Annotated in this window: 15 protein-coding genes; 10 read left to right on the top strand and 5 right to left on the bottom strand. The window is 68.8% G+C overall.

Annotated elements, in window-relative coordinates; translation table 11 throughout:
* Positions 1-100: 100 nt before the first annotated feature.
* Positions 101-1,726 carry an ABC transporter permease gene (locus ACFYL6_RS02215; protein ID WP_387166277.1) on the bottom strand — a complete coding sequence of 542 codons (1,626 nt, stop codon included), beginning with the start codon at positions 1,724-1,726 and terminating at the stop codon, positions 101-103.
* Positions 1,723-2,715 (bottom strand): ATP-binding cassette domain-containing protein, encoded by a 993-nt coding sequence (locus ACFYL6_RS02210; RefSeq protein ID WP_387166275.1) that lies wholly within the window; start codon positions 2,713-2,715, stop codon positions 1,723-1,725. The genes ACFYL6_RS02215 and ACFYL6_RS02210 overlap by 4 nt, the downstream gene beginning before the upstream one ends.
* Before the next feature lie 109 nt (positions 2,716-2,824).
* Between ACFYL6_RS02210 and ACFYL6_RS02205 the strand changes: the two genes are divergently transcribed.
* Entirely contained in the window at positions 2,825-3,724 is a 900-nt protein-coding gene (locus ACFYL6_RS02205; RefSeq protein ID WP_387166273.1) for a TetR family transcriptional regulator, read from the top strand.
* Between the two features lie 47 nt (positions 3,725-3,771).
* Here ACFYL6_RS02205 and ACFYL6_RS02200 read toward each other — a convergent pair whose 3' ends face one another.
* Positions 3,772-5,565, bottom strand: a complete 1,794-nt coding sequence (locus ACFYL6_RS02200) for an ABC transporter ATP-binding protein (protein WP_387166271.1) — start codon at positions 5,563-5,565, stop codon at positions 3,772-3,774.
* Between the two features lie 82 nt (positions 5,566-5,647).
* On the opposite strand from ACFYL6_RS02200, the gene ACFYL6_RS02195 reads away from it, so the two are divergent.
* Together ACFYL6_RS02195 and ACFYL6_RS02190 are read left to right on the top strand one after the other, a co-directional pair.
* Entirely contained in the window at positions 5,648-6,079 is a 432-nt protein-coding gene (locus tag ACFYL6_RS02195; protein ID WP_387166269.1) for a MarR family winged helix-turn-helix transcriptional regulator, read from the top strand.
* A gap of 98 nt (positions 6,080-6,177) precedes the next feature.
* A complete protein-coding gene (locus ACFYL6_RS02190) occupies positions 6,178-7,962 on the top strand; it encodes an N-acetylglutaminylglutamine amidotransferase (RefSeq protein ID WP_387166267.1) in 1,785 nt (594 codons plus the stop codon).
* Positions 7,963-7,984: 22 nt separating this feature from the next.
* On the opposite strand, the gene ACFYL6_RS02185 is transcribed toward ACFYL6_RS02190, so the two are convergent.
* Positions 7,985-9,118 carry a glutamate--cysteine ligase gene (locus ACFYL6_RS02185; RefSeq protein WP_387166265.1) on the bottom strand — a complete coding sequence of 378 codons (1,134 nt, stop codon included), beginning with the start codon at positions 9,116-9,118 and terminating at the stop codon, positions 7,985-7,987.
* Between the two features lie 477 nt (positions 9,119-9,595).
* On the opposite strand from ACFYL6_RS02185, the gene ACFYL6_RS02180 reads away from it, so the two are divergent.
* The 7 genes from ACFYL6_RS02180 (at position 9,596) to ACFYL6_RS02150 (ending at position 14,526) form a co-directional block, all read left to right on the top strand.
* A complete protein-coding gene (locus ACFYL6_RS02180; protein ID WP_387166263.1) occupies positions 9,596-10,354 on the top strand; it encodes an endonuclease/exonuclease/phosphatase family protein in 759 nt (252 codons plus the stop codon).
* A 140-nt stretch (positions 10,355-10,494) separates the two neighbouring features.
* Complete coding sequence (locus ACFYL6_RS02175) at positions 10,495-10,953, top strand: hypothetical protein (protein WP_387166261.1); 459 nt, start codon at positions 10,495-10,497, stop codon at positions 10,951-10,953.
* Positions 10,950-11,828: a hypothetical protein gene (locus tag ACFYL6_RS02170; protein WP_387166259.1), complete on the top strand. Its 879-nt coding sequence runs from the start codon at positions 10,950-10,952 to the stop codon at positions 11,826-11,828. The genes ACFYL6_RS02175 and ACFYL6_RS02170 overlap by 4 nt, the downstream gene beginning before the upstream one ends.
* Positions 11,829-11,843: 15 nt before the next feature.
* On the top strand, positions 11,844-12,641 hold the full coding sequence (locus tag ACFYL6_RS02165; RefSeq protein ID WP_387166257.1) for a radical SAM protein: 798 nt from the start codon (positions 11,844-11,846) through the stop codon (positions 12,639-12,641).
* A 15-nt stretch (positions 12,642-12,656) separates the two neighbouring features.
* Positions 12,657-13,202 carry a dCTP deaminase gene (dcd, locus tag ACFYL6_RS02160; RefSeq protein WP_387166255.1) on the top strand — a complete coding sequence of 182 codons (546 nt, stop codon included), beginning with the start codon at positions 12,657-12,659 and terminating at the stop codon, positions 13,200-13,202.
* A 54-nt stretch (positions 13,203-13,256) separates the two neighbouring features.
* Positions 13,257-13,838: a histidine phosphatase family protein gene (locus tag ACFYL6_RS02155; RefSeq protein ID WP_387166253.1), complete on the top strand. Its 582-nt coding sequence runs from the start codon at positions 13,257-13,259 to the stop codon at positions 13,836-13,838.
* 82 nt (positions 13,839-13,920) lie between these two features.
* Positions 13,921-14,526: a hypothetical protein gene (locus ACFYL6_RS02150; RefSeq protein ID WP_387166251.1), complete on the top strand. Its 606-nt coding sequence runs from the start codon at positions 13,921-13,923 to the stop codon at positions 14,524-14,526.
* A gap of 232 nt (positions 14,527-14,758) precedes the next feature.
* Here ACFYL6_RS02150 and ACFYL6_RS02145 read toward each other — a convergent pair whose 3' ends face one another.
* Positions 14,759-16,984 carry a discoidin domain-containing protein gene (locus tag ACFYL6_RS02145; RefSeq protein ID WP_387166249.1) on the bottom strand — a complete coding sequence of 742 codons (2,226 nt, stop codon included), beginning with the start codon at positions 16,982-16,984 and terminating at the stop codon, positions 14,759-14,761.
* Positions 16,985-17,104 lie beyond the last annotated feature (120 nt).

The raw sequence follows: 17,104 nt of genomic DNA, 5'->3' as shown, positions 1-17,104 counted from the left end.
CCCGACCCCGGCCCGAGTGATCGGTGGCAGTTCAGCGGGGGTGGCGTCGGCGTGTCGAGTCGCCCAGCTGCCAGCGATCATCAGGACGCCGCCCCGTGGGTCAGGACGGGACGTCGCGGTGGCGGAAGGCGGCCACGCCGACGGCGAGCAGGGCCGCGGCCACCGCCGCCAGCACCACCAGGGGAAGCGCCGCCGGGTCGACCGCGGGCACGGCCGGCACATGGGTGTACGGCGAGACGTTGAGCGCGGCCTGGGGCAGTTCCAGTACCGCGCCGAGCTGCCCGAGGAGCAGGAAGACCAGCAGCGCCGTCCAGGACAGCACCACCGACCAGCGGGGCAGCAGCCCGAAGATCGCGGTCACCACCCCGGCGACCACGAGCAGGGCGGGCAGGCGTAGCAGCGCGGCACCGCCCAGCTCGACGGCTTGGCCGAGCGGGTCGCCGGTGACGATGCCGTAGCCGAGGCCGGTGGTCACGCCGGCGAGGAGCAGCAGGGCGACCGCGCCGAGCGTGGCGGCGAGCACCTGGGTGCCGAGCCAGCGGGTGCGGCTGACCGCCGTGGCGAGGGCGGCCTCCAACACCCCGTCGGCTTCGTCGCCGCGTACGCGGAGGAGGGCCTGCACGACGTACGCCCCGATGGTCAAGGCGAAGAGACCGAGCATCGCGGCCAGGTACGCGTTGATCAGGTCGGCTCCGCCACCCATCGCGTTGATCGCTTCGGCGGCGGCCGGGTTCGCGTCGATCATGTCGTCGAACTCGTCGGCGGCGACGCCCATGGAGAGGCCGAGCACGGCCACCCCGACGGCCCAGCCGAGCAGCGTTCCGCGCTGCATCCGCCAGGCCAGGCCGGTGGGGCTGAGCAGCCGTGGCGCGCCGGTGGCCGGGCCGCGTCGGGGTGCGATCAGCCCGGCGCCCTGGTCGCGTCGTTCGGCGAGGGCGTACGCCAGCACCACCCCGGCGAGCAGCAGCGCGACGGGCAGGGCGAGCACCCACCAGCGTTCACCGTCGAAGGCTCGTACCTGGTTGCCCCAGCCGAGCGGGGAGATCCACGACGGCCAGGCGCTCCGCACGCGGGTGCCGTCGGCGCTCTGTTCGCCGAGCACGTCGCCGGCGGCGCGCAGCACGAAGGAGAGCCCGACGGTGGCGGCGGCGAGCGCGTTGGCGCCGCGCGAGGTGACGGAGAGCTGGGCGGTGACCGCGGCGATCGCGGTGAAGGCGACCCCGACGCCGCCGATCGCGGCCGCTGCCGCGACGGAGCCGGCGAGCGGCAGACCGGCACCGATCAGCGCGAAGGCGAGCAGCACGGCGGCCAGGGTGTTCGCCGCGACGATGACGAGCAGCGCGGCGGTGAGCTGCGCGTACCGGCCGACCACGGAGGCGCCGAGCAGTTCGGCGCGGCCCGTCTCCTCGTTCTGGCGGGTGTGCCGGGTCACCGCGAAGGTGCTCAGCAGCGCGACGATCAGGGCCAGCGTCACGTACGTCTCGGCGACCACCACGGCGCCGAGGTCGGTGCCGTGGATGGGGCCGTTGAACGCGCGGGCGACCAGGCTGGACGCCGAGGTGGTGGCGTAGCCCAGCCGGGCCTCCTGGTCGGGGTAGATGCCGGCGACGCTGCCGGCGAGGGCGTAGCCGAGCAGGGGCGTGCCGAGGATCCAGATGGCGAGGCGGATCCGGTCGCGGCGCAGCACGAGCCGGGCCAGCCGGGTCGTGCCGGTGAGGGCACTCACCGGACACCACCCTGCGGGGCGTCAACGTGCGCGCCGGCGTCCGCGGCGCCAGCGGGGGGAACGTCCGAGGCAGGAGCGCCCGTGGCGCCGGCGGCAGGAGCGTCCGCGGGGTCGTCGCCGTAATGGCGCAGGAAGAGCTGCTCCAGGGTCGGTGGCGTGCTGGTCAGCGCGCGGACACCGAAGCGGATGAGCTGGCCGAGCAGCTCGTCGAGGTGGGCGGGCTCGACCTCCAGGTGGGTACGGCCGTCGACCTCGTGTACGTCGTGCACGCCGGGCAGCGCGTCCAGCCCGGTGACCGGGCGGGCGGTCTCCACGGTCACCGCCGTGCGGGTGAGGTGGCGCAGCTCGGCGAGGGTGCCGGACTCGACGGTACGGCCCTCGCGGATGATGCTGACCCGGTCGCAGAGCGCCTCGACCTCGGCGAGCACGTGGCTGGAGAGCAGCACGGTGGCGCCGGCCTGCTTGACCCGTCGGACCTCGTCCTGGAACACCGCCTCCATGAGCGGGTCGAGGCCGGAGGTCGGCTCGTCGAGCACGTACAGCTCCACCGGGGAGGAGAACGCGGCGACGATGGCGACCTTCTGCCGGTTGCCCTTGGAGTACGTGCGACAGCGGCGGGTCGGGTCCAGGTCGAAGCGGTGCAGCAGCTCGTCGCGGCGGCGCCGGTCGAGGCCGCCGCGTAGCTGACCGAGCAGGTCGATGGCTTCCCCGCCGGTGAGGTTGGGCCAGAGACTGACGTCGCCCGGCACGTACGCCAGCCGGCGGTGCAGGCGGACCGCGTCACGCCACGGGTCGGCGCCGAGCACCTGGGCGTCACCGGAGTCGCGGCGGAGCAACCCGAGCAGGATCCGGATGGTGGTGGACTTTCCGGAGCCGTTGGGACCGAGGAAGCCGTGCACCTCCCCCTGCTCGACGTGCAGGTCCAGCCCGTCGAGTGCTCGGATGGCGCCGAACGTCTTGACCAGGTTGCCGATCGAGATGACGGGCATGGCCCCTCCTGCCGTTGGCTGCGTCGACCGTCACCACTGTACTGACCGTTGGTCAGTCGAATCAACGGTGATGGTGCCCACCGGTCAGGACGTCGCTAGGCTGGCCGGCATGACCGCCGATCCCGCGGACGACACCCGCACCCGGATCCTGCGCGCCGCGCTCGACCTGTTCGCCGAACACGGCTACCAGCGCACCTCGCTGCGCCAGATCGGCGAGCGGCTGCGGCTCACCAAGACCGCGATCCTGTACCACTTCCCGGCGAAAGAGCACCTGCTCGCCGCCCTGGTCGAGCCGTTGGTGGCGGACCTGGAGGCGCTGCTCGACGCGGCCCAGACACAGCCCGCCGGGTTGGCCCGGTGGACGGTGCTGGAGGGCTGGGTGGACATCATGCTCGCCCATCGCCGGCCGCTCGGCATGCTCTTCCACGACATCGCGCTTATCGGCCGGGGCGACACGTACCACCGCCTGATGGAGATCGCGATGCGGGCCAACGACCTCATCGCCGGTCCGGACGCCGGGCGTCGCGAGCGGGTCCTCGCGATGCAGGCGGTGGGCGCGTGCAGCGATCCGATCGTCTTCTTCACCGACGTGTCCGACGAGGTGCTGCGTGCCGACATGCTCGACGGCGTACGCCGACTGCTGGCCCCGCTGCCCACGGACGCCGGGGCGGGGCCGCACGCGGACGACGCGGCCGGATCGCGAATGGACGCCACGGCCAGGGCCCAGGCGGACACCCCGGCCGGGGCCCGCACGACCCCGCGGCAAGCCCCGCCCGGGGCGATCGCGGGGGACGCGGCCCCGGCTAACGCGACCTCGACGACGCCACGGGGAGCGGCTAGCGGGGCGGCGAGTCGGCGTCGGAGGCCGGGACGGCCGCCCGCGCTGGGTCGGGAGCAGGTCGAGGCGGCCCGGCGGATGCACGCGGCGGGCACCCACTCGGTGGACGCCATCGCCGCCTCGTTGGGTGTCTCGCGGGCGACCGTCTACCGCCACCTGACCGCACCATAACGAGACAGTTCCGGGACTATTTCGAGACGGTTGTGAGAGCCGGGAGCTCAGGCCGCCAGCGTGGCGTAGCGGCCGTTTCGGTCCAGCAGGCTGTCGTGGGTGCCGGCCTCGACGATCCGACCGTGGTCGAGCACGGCGATCTGGTCGGCGTCGCGGACCGTGGAGAGCCGGTGCGCGATGGTGATCGTGGTGCGCCCCTGGGCGAGCACGTCGAAGGCCCGCTGTACGGCGCGTTCGGTCTCGGTGTCCAGCGCGCTGGTGGCCTCGTCGAGGACCAGGATGCGCGGGTCGCGCAGCAGCGTCCGGGCGATGGCGAGGCGTTGCTTCTCACCGCCGGAGAACCGGTGGCCGCGGGAGCCGACCATGGTGTCGTACCCGTCGGGCAGCCCGGCGATGAGGTCGTGGATCTGGGCGGCGCGGGCGGCGTCCTCGATCTCGGTGTCGGTGGCCTCCGGCCGGGCGTAGCGCAGGTTCTCCCGGACGGTGGTGTGCAACAGGTACGTCTCCTGGCTGACCACGCCGACGATCGCGGCCAGGTCGGCCAGGCGCAGGTCGCGCAGGTCGACGCCGTCGATGGTGATCCGGCCGGCGGTCGGGTCGTGCAGCCGGCTGACCAGCCCGGCGAGGGTGCTCTTGCCGGAGCCGGTCTCGCCGACCAGGGCGAGGCTGGTGCCGGCGGGCACGTCGAGGGTGATCCCGGCCAGGGCGGCGGTGTCGCTGCCCGGGTAGCCGAAGGTGACGTCCTCCAGGCGCAGGTGGCCGCGCACCCGGGCGGGGTCGAGGCGGACCGGCTCGGCGGGGTCGGCCACGTCGACCGGCAGGTCCAGGTATTCGAAGATCCGGGCGAAGAGCGCCAGCGACGCGGTGAGCGAGACACCCACGTTGAGCAGCCCCATCAGCGGTCGGAACAGGCCGCCCTGCAGGGCGGTGAAGGCCACCAGGGTGCCGATGCTCAGCGTGCCGGCGGTGCCGGGCAGCCCGGCGGCGAGGTAGATGACCGCCGGTACGGCGGCGAAGATGATGCTCATCGAGGCCATCCGCCAGCGGCCGGCCAGCTCACTGCGCAGCTCCAGGTCGACCAGTCGGGCCGAGGAGGCGGTGAACCGGTCGATCAGCGCGGGGCCGGTGCCGAGGGTCTTGGCCAGCTGTACGCCGCTGATCGAGAGCCCTTCCTCGACTGTGACGTTGAGGTCGGCGAGTTCGCGTTGCCGCTGGGCGGTGATCTCGCGGCGCATCCGGGCGACCCGACGGGTCAGCCAGATGGCCGGCGGCAGCACCACGAGCGAGACCAGGGAGAGCTGCCAGGAGAGCGCGACCATGGCGACCACGGTGGCGACCACTGTGGTGAGGTTGGCCGCGACGGCGGTGGCGGTGGAGGTGACCACCGACTGCATACCGCCGATGTCGTTGGTGATCCGGGACTGCACCTCGCCGGTGCGGGTGCGGGTGAAGAAGCCGAGCGACTGGCGCTGGAGGTGGCTGAAGACGTCGGTACGCAGGCGGTGCATGACCCGCTGGCCGACCTGGGTGGAGATCCAGGTCTGTACGACGCCGAGGGCGGAGGTCACGGCCGCGACGGCGACCATGCCGAGGACCAGCCAGACCAGCAGCGTCACGTCGCCCTGCGGCAGGGCCCGGTCGATCACGGCGCGCAGCAGGAACGGACTGGCCATCGCGATGATCGACGAGACCACGATGATCGCGGTGACGGCGGCCAGCGCGGGCCGGTGAGGGGTGAACAGGCGGCCGATGCGGCGCAGCGACACCTGACGGGCCTGCGTCTTCTCTTCCGCGGTGAGGGTGCGGTGGCCGCGGTCGCGGCCCGTGGGGGTGGGTTCCAAGGGGGCACTACCTTTCGTCGGCACTATTGCTGAGGTTACCTCATCATGAGGTAGCAACCACATCTCCTGCTACCGTATTCCGGTGACCGAGCACACCGCCGACAGCGCCGACGACGAGAGCCTGGCGGAAACGTTCTGGGCCGTGGCGTCCCGTCTGCGCCGGCAGACCCGGGACTCCCTGGCGCCCTGGGATGTCACCCCCAGCCAGTCCCGGGCCCTCGGCGTGCTGGCCCGGCACGGCGAGGTACGCCCCGGCACCCTCGCCGAGCACCTGCGCATCGCGCCCCGCTCGGCGACCGAGGTCGTCGACGACCTCCAGACCCGTGGGCTGGTCGAGCGCCGACCCGACCCGGCCGACCGTCGGGCGACCCTGGTCGCGCTCACCGAGGAGGGCGAGCACGTCAGCACCGCCATCCGGGCCGCGCGCCGGGCCGAGGCCGACCGGTTCTTCGGCCACCTCGACGACACCGACCGCGCCGACCTGGCCCGCATCCTGCGCACCCTGCGCGGCTGACCGGTTTGCCCGACGCGCCCACGGGTAGCCAGCGGCCCCGTCCGGTCGGCGGGGCCGGCCGGCACCGGTCGGAGGCGAGGTGACGGGAGGCCCGGCTGATGTGCGGGATCAGCGGGGAGGCGCGATTCGACGGCCGCTCGCCGGACGCGGCGGCGGTCACCCGGATGACCGAGGCGATGCGCTCACGCGGCCCGGACGACGAGGGCCTGTTCACCGCCGGCTGGGTGACCCTCGGGCACCGCAGGCTGACCATCATCGACCTGTCCGACGCGGGCGGGCAGCCGATGGTCCGCGACGACCTGGGCTTGGGGCTGGTCTTCAACGGCTGCATCTACAACTACCCCGAGCTGCGCGAGGAGTTGCGCCGCGCCGGGTACGCCTTCCACTCCACCAGCGACACCGAGGTGATCCTGGTGGCGTACGCGCACTGGGGTGAACGTTTCGTCGACCACCTGGTCGGCATGTTCGCGATCGGGCTGGTCGACCGGGCCCGGCGGCGGCTGATCCTGGCCCGCGACCGGCTCGGCATCAAACCGCTCTACCTCGCCGAGACACCGGGGCGGCTCCGGTTCGCCTCCACCCTGCCCGCGCTGCTGCGGGCCGGCGACGTCGACACAGGCATCGACCCGGTGGCGCTACACCACTACCTGTCCTGGCACTCCATCGTGCCCGCGCCGCGCACCGTGCTGCGCGGCGTACGCAAGCTGCCGCCGGCCACCCTGCGGGTGATCGAGGCGGACGGGCGCAGCCGCGAGGAGGTCTACTGGCGACCCGACTACGTGCGGGAGCCCGCCGATGCGGGGATGGACGCCGCCGACTGGCGGGCCGCGATCGGCGACGCGTTGCGCGCGGCGGTACGCCGACGCCTGGTCGCCGATGTGCCGGTGGGGGTGCTGCTTTCCGGCGGACTGGACTCCAGCCTCATCGTGGCCCTGCTCGCCGAGGCCGGCCAGCAACACCTGCGTACGTTCAGCATCGGCTTCGACAGCCGCGACGGCGAGTCCGGCGACGAGTTCCACTACTCGGACCTGGTGGCCCGCGCGTACGACACCGACCATCACCGGATCCGACTGGCCGACGACGACCTGGTGCCCGCCGTCCGACGGTCCGTGCTGGCGATGACCGAACCGATGGGCAGCCACGACGTGGTCGCCTTCCACCTGCTCTCCGAGCAGGTGGCGCAGCACGTGAAGGTGGCCCAGTCGGGGCAGGGTGCCGACGAGGTGTTCGCCGGCTACGGCTACCACCAGCCACTGGTCGAGGCGCCCCGGCACGGCGCCGCCGAGACGTTCGCCGCCGCGTTCTTCGACCGCGGCCACGAGGAGCTGCGCCGCATCGTCGATCCGGCGTACGCGCTGGAGCACGACGCCAGCCGGGACCTGCTCGCCGGGCACCTCGCCGCGCCCGGGGCGCAGACCGCCCTGGACGCCGTGCTGCGCCTGGACACCCACCTGATGCTTCCCGACGACCCGGTCAAGCGGGTGGACAGCATGAGCATGGCGTGGGGTCTGGAGGTGCGCACGCCCTTCCTCGACCAGGACCTGGTCACCCTGGCCGCGCACTGCCCGCCGGAGCACAAGGTCGCCCAGGGCGGCAAGGGCGTGCTCAAGGAGGTCGCCCGGGAGGTGCTGCCCGCCGAGGTGATCGACCGACCCAAGGGCTACTTCCCGGTGCCGGCGCTGCGCAATGTGGACGGCCCGGTGCGCGAGTTGGTCGCCGAGGCGTTGCAGGCGCCGGCCGCGCGCGAGCGGAGGCTGTTCCGCCCGGAGTACGTGGCACACCTGCTCGCCGAGCCGGACCGGGCGGAGGCTGCGGCCGGCAGCAACAAGCTGTGGCAACTCGGCCTGTTGGAGCTGTGGCTGCAGACCCACGGCATCCGCTGACCCGCCGGGCCCGTCGCAACGGTCAGCCGGCGGCCGTGCGGGCAACCAGGTCGTCGATGACGGCGCTGAGGTCGTCCGTTCGCTCCAACACCTGCCGCTGCCGGGCCGCGCCGGTGCCGTCGCGCCGCAGCCGGGCCAACTGCGCCAGGACGTACCCGAGGTCGCCGTGTCGCAGCAGGGCCGGGGCGATCACCGCCATCAACTCGTCGACGAGCGCCCAGGCGGGCCGGGTGCCACCGGCACGCAGGTCGATCAGCTCGCCGTCGAGACCGTCGTGGGCGGCCCGCCAGTGCGCCGCCGCGACCAGGCAGTCCCGGACGTTCGGGGCGGTCACTCCGGCGCGTACGTCGTCGACGAGGGTGGCCACGAGGGACCGGACCAGCGCGGCGACCAACACCGCGTCGTCCACCTCGGTGCAGACGTCACCGACCCGCACCTCCACCGTCGGGTACGCCGACGACGGGCGGGCGTACCAGTAGACCATCGCCGCGTCGAGCATGATGCCGGCGGCGATCAGCTGGTCGACCGTTTGGTCGTAGTCGGCGGCGGAGTCGAAGTACGGCGTCGGTCCGATGCTGGGCCAGCGTTCCAGTTGCATCGAGCGCCAGCTGGCGTGCCCGGTGTCGTACCCGTCGTGCAGTGGGGAGTTGGTGGTGATCGCCTGCACCAGGGGCAGCCACACCCGCAGGTGGTTGCAGACCTGCACGGCCAGTTCCCGGTCGGGCAGCCCGACGTGCACATGAAAGCCGCACACCGCCGGGTCGTGGGCCACCGGTCCGTACCGGCGCGACATCGCGTGGTAGCGCGGTTCGTCGGGGACCGTCCGGTGCGGTTCGGCCAGCGGGGTGGCGCCGACGGCCACCAGTCGGGCCCCGGCCGCGGTGGCGGCCTCGGCGGCGGAGCGGCGCAGCGCTACCAGGTGCGCGCGCAGTTCGGTGAGGTCGGCGCAGACCGGGGTGACCATCTCGACCATGCTGTGCCGGAACTCCTGGCGGCTCTGGTCCCGGGCGGGGCCGCGCAGCGCGGCGAGCACCTGGTCGGCCACCGGCAGGTTCCGGCCGCTCTCCGGGTCGAGCAGCAGGAACTCCTCCTCCACGCCGAGCGTGAGAGTGGACAGGTCGGGCGCGGTGTCGACGACGGTCGGACGGTACGCCATGGCCCCTCCCCATCCCTGCTGCGGCCGGTGGCTCGGGTTCCCGGCCGCCCTTGCGGCAAACGCCCCCTCAGGGCGTCGCCAGGGCCGTCGCGCGTGCGGTGAGAAAGGCCCGTTCGGCCGCGTTGTCCGTTAGGGCGACAGCCGTCCGGTACGCCTCGACGGCCCACTCCGACGCCTGGCCTCACGCCCGCCCCGGATGCATAGAGCGATTCGGCCGAACGGCACGGCAAGCCATGATCACTCTATTGACACCGTATGGGACAGTTGATACGAGACGGCTCTCTACCGCCGATATGGTGCGGTGAGCCTCGCAGTGACTGAAGGGACAGGGAGGAAATGCGGCGAGTCTGACTTGTGAAACCTCATTTCGAACCGCATGCCCTGTCGCAACTGATGAGGCTGGTGCGGACAAAGACGTTATTGTTCTAGTGACTTCGGTTAATCGCTCGCAGCATCAGCAAATGGGGACGGCAACGTATGGCACAGCTCCGAGTCGCAACATGGAACATTGGCGCCGGAATTCTGGGCGAGTCGCATCAGGAGAACGGCGAGGAAGAACTCACGTACCATATCGACCTGATTCGTCGCCACGATCCCGATATCCTTTGCCTACAGGAGGCACACGACTACTTGGGGGCGAAGGAGAGCCAGACGGCAGAGATCGCGCGCGAGGCAGGGTACGAGTTCACGCACAGCGTCCCGATCAGCCCGTCCCACCTCGGATCAGACGCACACCTGGCACTCGGGATTCTGTCGAAGTACCCAATTAGCGACGTTACATATACCCAGTTCCCAAACCCCAACCTCTCCGCCACCGGCCCCGGCGGTAATGAGTGGGTTCTTTTCGACAAAGGCTACGCTACATGTGCCGTGAGCGTCGATGGCGAGGACGTCAGCCTGGTGAACGCTCACTGCTTCCCGCTCCACTACTTCAACGCCAGCCCGACCGAGGCGCGCTTCGAGCCGATGTGGCGTGAGTTTTCGGACAGGCTGTTGGCACTCCGGTCCACCCGCCGGACGGTCGCCACGATCGATCTCAACCATGAGCCCATCGACGAACTCCTGCCCGCAGTGCTGGCGCCCGACCTGTACGTCAACGCTTTCACAGCACCGACCATCCCCAAAGGCATCCAACAGGACTATGTGCTCTACGACAGCGCCTTCGCGCTGGCGGCACAAGAAGTCCTGCCGACGCAGGCCGACCACTCGTACTGCCAAGTCGTTCTTCAGCTCTAACGCATAGCCCCATCTCGACACCTCTCAGCGGGCAGGGCCATATGTTGACCAACCACACTGAGCGCCCCGCGCCAAGAATCGCTCTGGTCGGACCGCCTGGCGCCGGTAAGTCGACTTCCGCATTGTTGCTACAACGGCTCATGCCATCCGCGGCAATCGTCTCGGTCGCCGCGCCTTTGCGTGAGGTCGAGAACTATCTCTACACGAGGCTTGGTCTTACCCCACCGAGCCTGACGGGACGACAAGATGGGGAGTTTCTGCAGGCTGTACGCGACCTGCTGGCCTCCAGAAGTAAGGACTTTCTGGAGGTCGACTTCGAACAGAGGGTCAAGGCATGCGGTGATCGCCCGGTAATCAACGACGACGGACGGGCCGCCATGCTATCGGTGCTGGAGCGGCTCAAGTTCGTGCTCGTCTGGGTGGACGGGGACCGCTTGGCGTCACGCGGCGATGTAACTCCGCCCCGCCGGACCACAAATCCGCACGACGCCCTGATCGCCCGAGAAGACTGCACCTTCGAGGTCTCGAACACCGGCAGGCTTTCAAGCCTCGTCACCGAACTCGAACAGTTGCTGATGAGGGTCGAGGAGGCGAGATGATCCGCAAGTGGCTGCGCAAGCGGAATGAGCAACCCTCCGAGCCGCAGAGCGGCGACGGCGTGCCAGAAACAATTTCCATCGCATTCGACCGGCTTCGACTCATCCTCTTCAACTTTACGATGCGGGCGGAGAAGGCGGGCGCATGGACGATTTACGCCGGTGCAGCGGCGTCACTGTGGCTGAGCTTGGCCGTTACCGATTTCCCGACCCAGGGGACACGTCTCGGCCTCACCGGCTACCAGTGGCAGATCATGTACATCATCGCTGCCTCGTGGGCTACCGCACGGTCGGCATACGGCTTCGTCGGGTACCTCCGACGTCCTCGCCTTGAGTCAGTGATCAACGAGATCGTGCAGAGCGCCGAGATCGCGAGGGAGTTCCGAGCGATCTGTGTGCTGAAGGTTCGAGGAGCGGATCACGACTACCGGGTGCTCGTGTACCACGACCAACTCTGGGACTGTTACCTGCTGCCGCACTACAACGTAGTTGATGTCAAGCTCCAGGAGATTGACGACCCCTTGCTCTGCGACTTCGTCGCGTCACATCTCGGCGTTCCGGCCAGTTCCGTGCACAGCAACTACATTGCGGGCGCGGACCTGAGGTCCAGGAAGCACTCCGAGTTCTACAGGCAGGGCACCGTCTACCGGTTCAGCTTCTACGCCGTCAACCTCGACGACGAGATCCCGGGCTACATCTTCGAGCGGTCTTTCGCACGTAATGGGCGTGAGTTCTCGTGGCTGACTCTGGCCGAGATGGAAGCCGACCCCAACACACGCAATCGGAACCTCGATATGACCAGGCACATCGCGGACAGGGGGAACTTGATCCTCGCCCTGCCGCCCGACTCCATATCCCGCATTGAGGAAAAGGCTTAGGAAGGTGCGGATGCGATGGCCAACCTGACCATTTCGAGAGCCCCGGATCAGGACGCGAGTCTCAGCGAGTACGTCGAGGCGGCACTCGGCAAGTGTTACGTGATCCCCGTGGCGAAGGTGTGCAATGCGGCATGCGTGTTTTGTGCGACCGAGGTCTACAATCCCAAGAACGAGATCGAGGTGATGGACGAGTCGAACCTTGCCCCGATCGCGTCCACTCTCGTCAGCGCTGGCGTGACGCGCTTCGAGGTCACCGGCGGAGGAGAACCCACCCTTCACCCGCGGCTCGCTGGAATCCTCGCCAGCCTGCAGGGAACCGGCGCGATGATCAAGCTCTACAGCAACGGAGCAAGGCTGCCGGTGGGCACGCACGTGGACGAGCTCAATATCTCGCGCTGCTCGATCGACCCTGAACAGAACCAGCAGCTCATGCGGCTTCGTCAGGGAAGCGAGGACATCAGAGTTGTCGTCGGGCGAGCGCGAGACCACGGTTTCCGACGCATCAGGCTCTCGGTTCCGATCATCCGAGGCGGAGTCGAGACCCTGCCGGACGCCCTGAGCTTCATGGACTACTGCGGCGACATCGTTGACGCCATCGTATTCCGGCCGCTCTATCCGGCGACACCAGACAAGACGAACCGGGACCCCCTCTCGGGCGACACGTGGTTGGGTCTGATGCCCGAGTTTCACAAGGCCGGCACCACCGTCGAAATTGAGGTAGACCAAGAGGGCTGCTTCCGCGCTTCGCAACTCATCCTCTCCAGCGATCTCCGTCTCTTCAAGGAGTGGACACTCACTGTTCCAGCGCCGTGATCCCCAGGGAATTCCGTGACAAGACTCGGAGGTTGGCTCACCGGTTCCCGAATACGGGACGCCGTTGCGAGCGGAGAGATTCTGATCTCCCCATTCAGGGAGGATCAGCTGAACCCCAACTCGTACAACTACACGCTGGGGGACAGCCTGCTTCGCCTTGTGTCCGAAGAGATCGACCTTCGGGGGGTTGACGAGTTCGAAGAAGTGTTGATAGCCAGCGACGGCTTGGTACTTCAGCCCGGAGAGTGTTACCTCGGACATACGGCAGAGGTGTTCGGGTCCCGGGTTTTCGCATCCTTGATCACAGGACGAAGCTCGGTTGGCCGGAAGTTCGTCACCAACCACATAACCGCCGGGCTGATCGATGTGGGATTCGAGGGCCAAATCACGCTGGAGATTACTGTTCAACGGCCTACCCGCGTCTATGCCGGAATTCTTTTTGGTCAGATCTACTGGTTCTCCCTGCATGGCTCGCCCGAGCCGCAGTACTCGGGAAAATACCAGAATCAGGATGGCCCGACGCCGTCCCGCATGATTCATGACGCTTGGTATCCTGAATGAGGGCCTGTCCAGCAATCACATCACCTGTGCTCGACCTTCGAGGAGGCCTCTGCAGTGCTCGTCTACGTTGTGCGGCACGGTGAGTCTGAGGACGATTTGAGTGACAGCTACGGCGGGGCCGCCGACTTTCGGTTGACGGATCGCGGCCGCGCTCAAATCGTCCAGGTGGTGGGTGACCTCAAAGGGTTCGGACTGCAGGCTGTCTACAGCAGCCCGCTTGCGAGAGCACGAGAGTCCGCGGAAATCATCGGTCGCGAACTACACCTACCTGTGACAGTCGTCTTCGACCTTCGAGAACGAAACACATACGGTGTGTTGAGCGGTCACACCAGATCGCAGGCCCGAGAGCTGTTTGGTTACCTCCTGGACAGGCTGGACTTCGTACCGGGCGAAGGGCGCAACTGTGTCCCAGGAGGCGAGGAGTACGGCCCCTTCGTCGAGCGGGTTCGTGGCGCATTCCAAGCGGTCATCGACTCGGCGTCGGATGCGGGGTTCAGTACGGTCGCAGTCGTCACGCATGGAAAATTCACCAAGGCACTTTTTACCGAGGTTCTCCAAATCGGAGCCGACTATGTCGAGGGCCACGCATCGATCAACTCCGTGAACTGCGCTGCGCCTCTCCTCGGATCGTCCTAGAGTCGGCCCTGATGCGTAGACTCCCATGGGCGAAAGGCAGGGAGTCCGTCAACCCCTTTGCCGAGATGGAAGAGCACGGAGCATGACACACCCTGCAGACCCCCCCTTCACGATCTCGCCCCGTGACGACGTCGCCTGCATCTCTTGTGGCCAAGTCGTAGGTTCACAGGCCCCGTACGTCACGCAGCTCAACGCGGACTTCTTCGTGCCGAAGTCGCATCCGCGGATTCGTCTTCGGGGACAACTGGACTCGCTTCACGCCCTTGTCGGCATGGCGGAACACCGCGCGGACGCACAGCAAGAACCCTGGCTTCAGGGCGAACTAGCCAAGGTCGCCGCCTACTGTCGTGAACTGATATCCGCGGAGTACAACGAGCGACCGGCCGATAGGCTGATCCTAGATGATCTGGACGCTGCCGAGTTGCACGCCGCGACCCACGACCCGCGATCTCTGGGAACCACCCATCTGCTGCTGAATGGTGAATCAGCAGAGCTGCTACATTGGCTGAACCTCATACGCACCAAGAGCCGGGAAGTCGAGCTGGTTGCATATGAGGCATTCGCTCCTGACGCTCGACGTTATGGCACAAGTTTCCAGGACTTCGGTACCAGCATCATCAACGCCCTCAACCTGGTGGCAAGCGGCGTCTACTACCTGGCCCTGAGATTCAAGGCCTCGGGAGGCTAGGCGGCCGAGCCGAGGCCGACCTCCCATCCCCGGCGCGTCGGCGTCGGCGCGTGCTGGAGTGGCTACCTGGAGGGCGCGGTGCGCGCCGGTGAGCGGGCGGCGGCCGAGGTGCTGGCCGGTTGAGCGGCACGACCAAAGCCGGCCCGGTCTCGGCGGGACCGGGCCGGCCTCGGCCCACGGTGCGACCCGGCCGACCCGGTCCGTCAGACGTCCGGGTCGGCGGGCGCCCCGGTCAGGGGTAGGTGGTCAGGTACACCGTCTGGTTGGCCGCGTTCGCGGTGCCACCGGCGTTGTTGATCACCCGATTGATGGTGCCGACGCCACCGAGCGAGACGGTGACCATGTTCGTGAAGCGCACGTTCGGGTTGGTGGGCACCTCGAAGGACCGTTCCTCGACCACCGCGGGGTTGACGTTGAAGTAGCTGTAGCTACCCAGCCCGAACGCCTGGTGACTGGTCACCGAGTCGGCCACCTTGTACGCGGCGTAGCCCCGGGTCGACCCGTTCATCCAGGCCGCCTGGTTCGGTACGTCGTACGGCAGCTCGTTCTGGTAGAAGTACGTCCGCCCGCCGTTGCCGTTCCAGATGGTCTGGTACTTCTGGTAATGCTCGACGAAGAGGCCGTACATGGTGACGTTGTCGCCGTTGACGGTGAGCCCGGTGTCGGCGGTGTTCAGCGTCCACCCGGTCGGTACGCCGCTGGCGGCGTGGTCGGCCCGCCACAGCCACATGTGGTCGCCGATCACGTTGTCGCTGTTGACGGTCAGCGTGTTGGTGGCCTTGCCGACGTGCGGCCCGCCGATGCGGAAGAACACGTCGTGCAGCGAGGTCGGGTTCGTGGCGTGGCTCGCGGACGAGCCGGACGGCCCGACCTCCATCAGCACCGGCGAGTTCGTCGTGCCGGCCTCGAACATGATGCCGGCCACCTTCACGCCGTCCACGTCGGCCACCCGCATGCCCACCGCGCCGTTGTCGGCCTGGATGGTGGCCAGGCCGAGACCGAGGACGACGGTGTCGGCCCGGTTGACCTGGATCGGCTCGGTGACGTGGTGCACGCCCGGGGTGAAGAGCAGGTGCCGCCCCTGGGCGAGGGCCGCGTTGATGGTGGCGGCGCTGGTGCCGGGCTGGACCACGAAGAACTGCGACAGCGAGATGGACGAGCCGGCCGGGGTCTTGTTGTACCAGCTGGTGCCGGTGGAGTTGGTGCGCAGCGCCGGCACGAAGACCCGGTACTCACCGCTGCCGGTCACGTACAGGAACGGCTTCTCGCGGACCTGCGGGGTCTGCGGGATGACGGTGTGCGACGGGTTGGGGAAGCTCGGCGCGGGAGCTCCGTTGACGCCCTGGAAGACCATGTTCCAGACCGAGCCGGTCCAGCCGTTGCCGAACTCGCTGTTGCGGGAGTACCACTGCTGCTGCGAGCCGGAGACGACCAGACCGTCGATGCGGGTGTCGGCGAGTAGGCCACCGCTGGACCAGCCGTCGCCGCCGTTCCAGAGCTGGATCTGGTTCTGCGCGCCGCGCAGGTGCATCCGTCGGTACGGCGCGGCCTGGGAGACCGCCCACCGCTCCACGGTCTGCCCGGCGGGCAGGGTGACCGAGAGGTTCTCGGCGGCCCGCCAGAAGTTCTGGGTGGCGTTGCCGCCCATCCAGAACGCCTCGGTACGGACGTGGCCGTTGAGGTTGACGTCGTCGGGGCTCATGCCCAGGCCGGCGACCTGGGTGAAGAAGCCGAGGTTGACGTCTGCGGTGTAGGTGCCGGGCTTGAACAGCACAGCGTACCGCTGCGGGCCGAACTGGTTGGTCTCCTGCTGGGTGAAGAGCGTGTTCAGTCGACTCTGGATGGTCGACGTCGGCGTGCTCGGGTCGAAGACGAACGTGTTCGGCCCGAGGTTGGGGTTGTACGGATCGGTCGTGCCGACCGGCGGCTCGCCGGTGCCGCCGCCGGTCTCGCCGTAGACCTGGAACTCCCAGAGCGAGTAGCCGTAGCCGGTCCCCCGGGCGGTGCCGTACATGCGGACGTAGCGGCCGGCGCCGGAGACGGTGAGGTTCTGAGTGCCGCCGGTGGCGGTCGTGGTGGAGTAGATCGTGGTCCAGGTGGACCCGTTGTCGGAGGTCTGGAGCTGGAAGGCCCGTCCGTAGGCGCCCTCCCAGAGCAGGTTGACCTGGCTGATGGTGGCCCGGGCGCCCAGGTCGACCTGGAGCCACTGCGGGTCGCTGAACGCGCTGGACCAGCGGGTGCCGGTGTTGCCGTCGACAGCGGCGGCGGCGGGGGTTCCGGCGTTCTCGGTGGACGAGGCGGTTGCCGTGCGGCCCTGGGACAGCAGGACGGGGGCGGCCTGCGCGGGTGTCGTGGTCCCGGTCGGCGTGAGCGCCGCGACCAGGGCCACGGTGAGTCCGACGAGCAGGTGCCGCACAACCCGAGGACGCGGGCGTACGGATGTAGCGCGAGATGTCATGACATCGCCTGTCGATAGGGGGTCACGGGGTGCCGCATGGATGGGGTCAGGTCGCCCGTGACGCCGTGGGTGGTGCCGCCGATGCGGCGTCGCGGGCCGGAGAGCGCTCTCGTAGGAGTG

The sequence above is a fragment of the Micromonospora sp. NPDC007208 genome (assembly GCF_042869175.1).
GTDB lineage: Bacteria > Actinomycetota > Actinomycetes > Mycobacteriales > Micromonosporaceae > Micromonospora > Micromonospora foliorum.
Note: the sequence above shows the minus strand (reverse complement) of the source record. Positions and strands in the feature narration are given on the sequence as shown.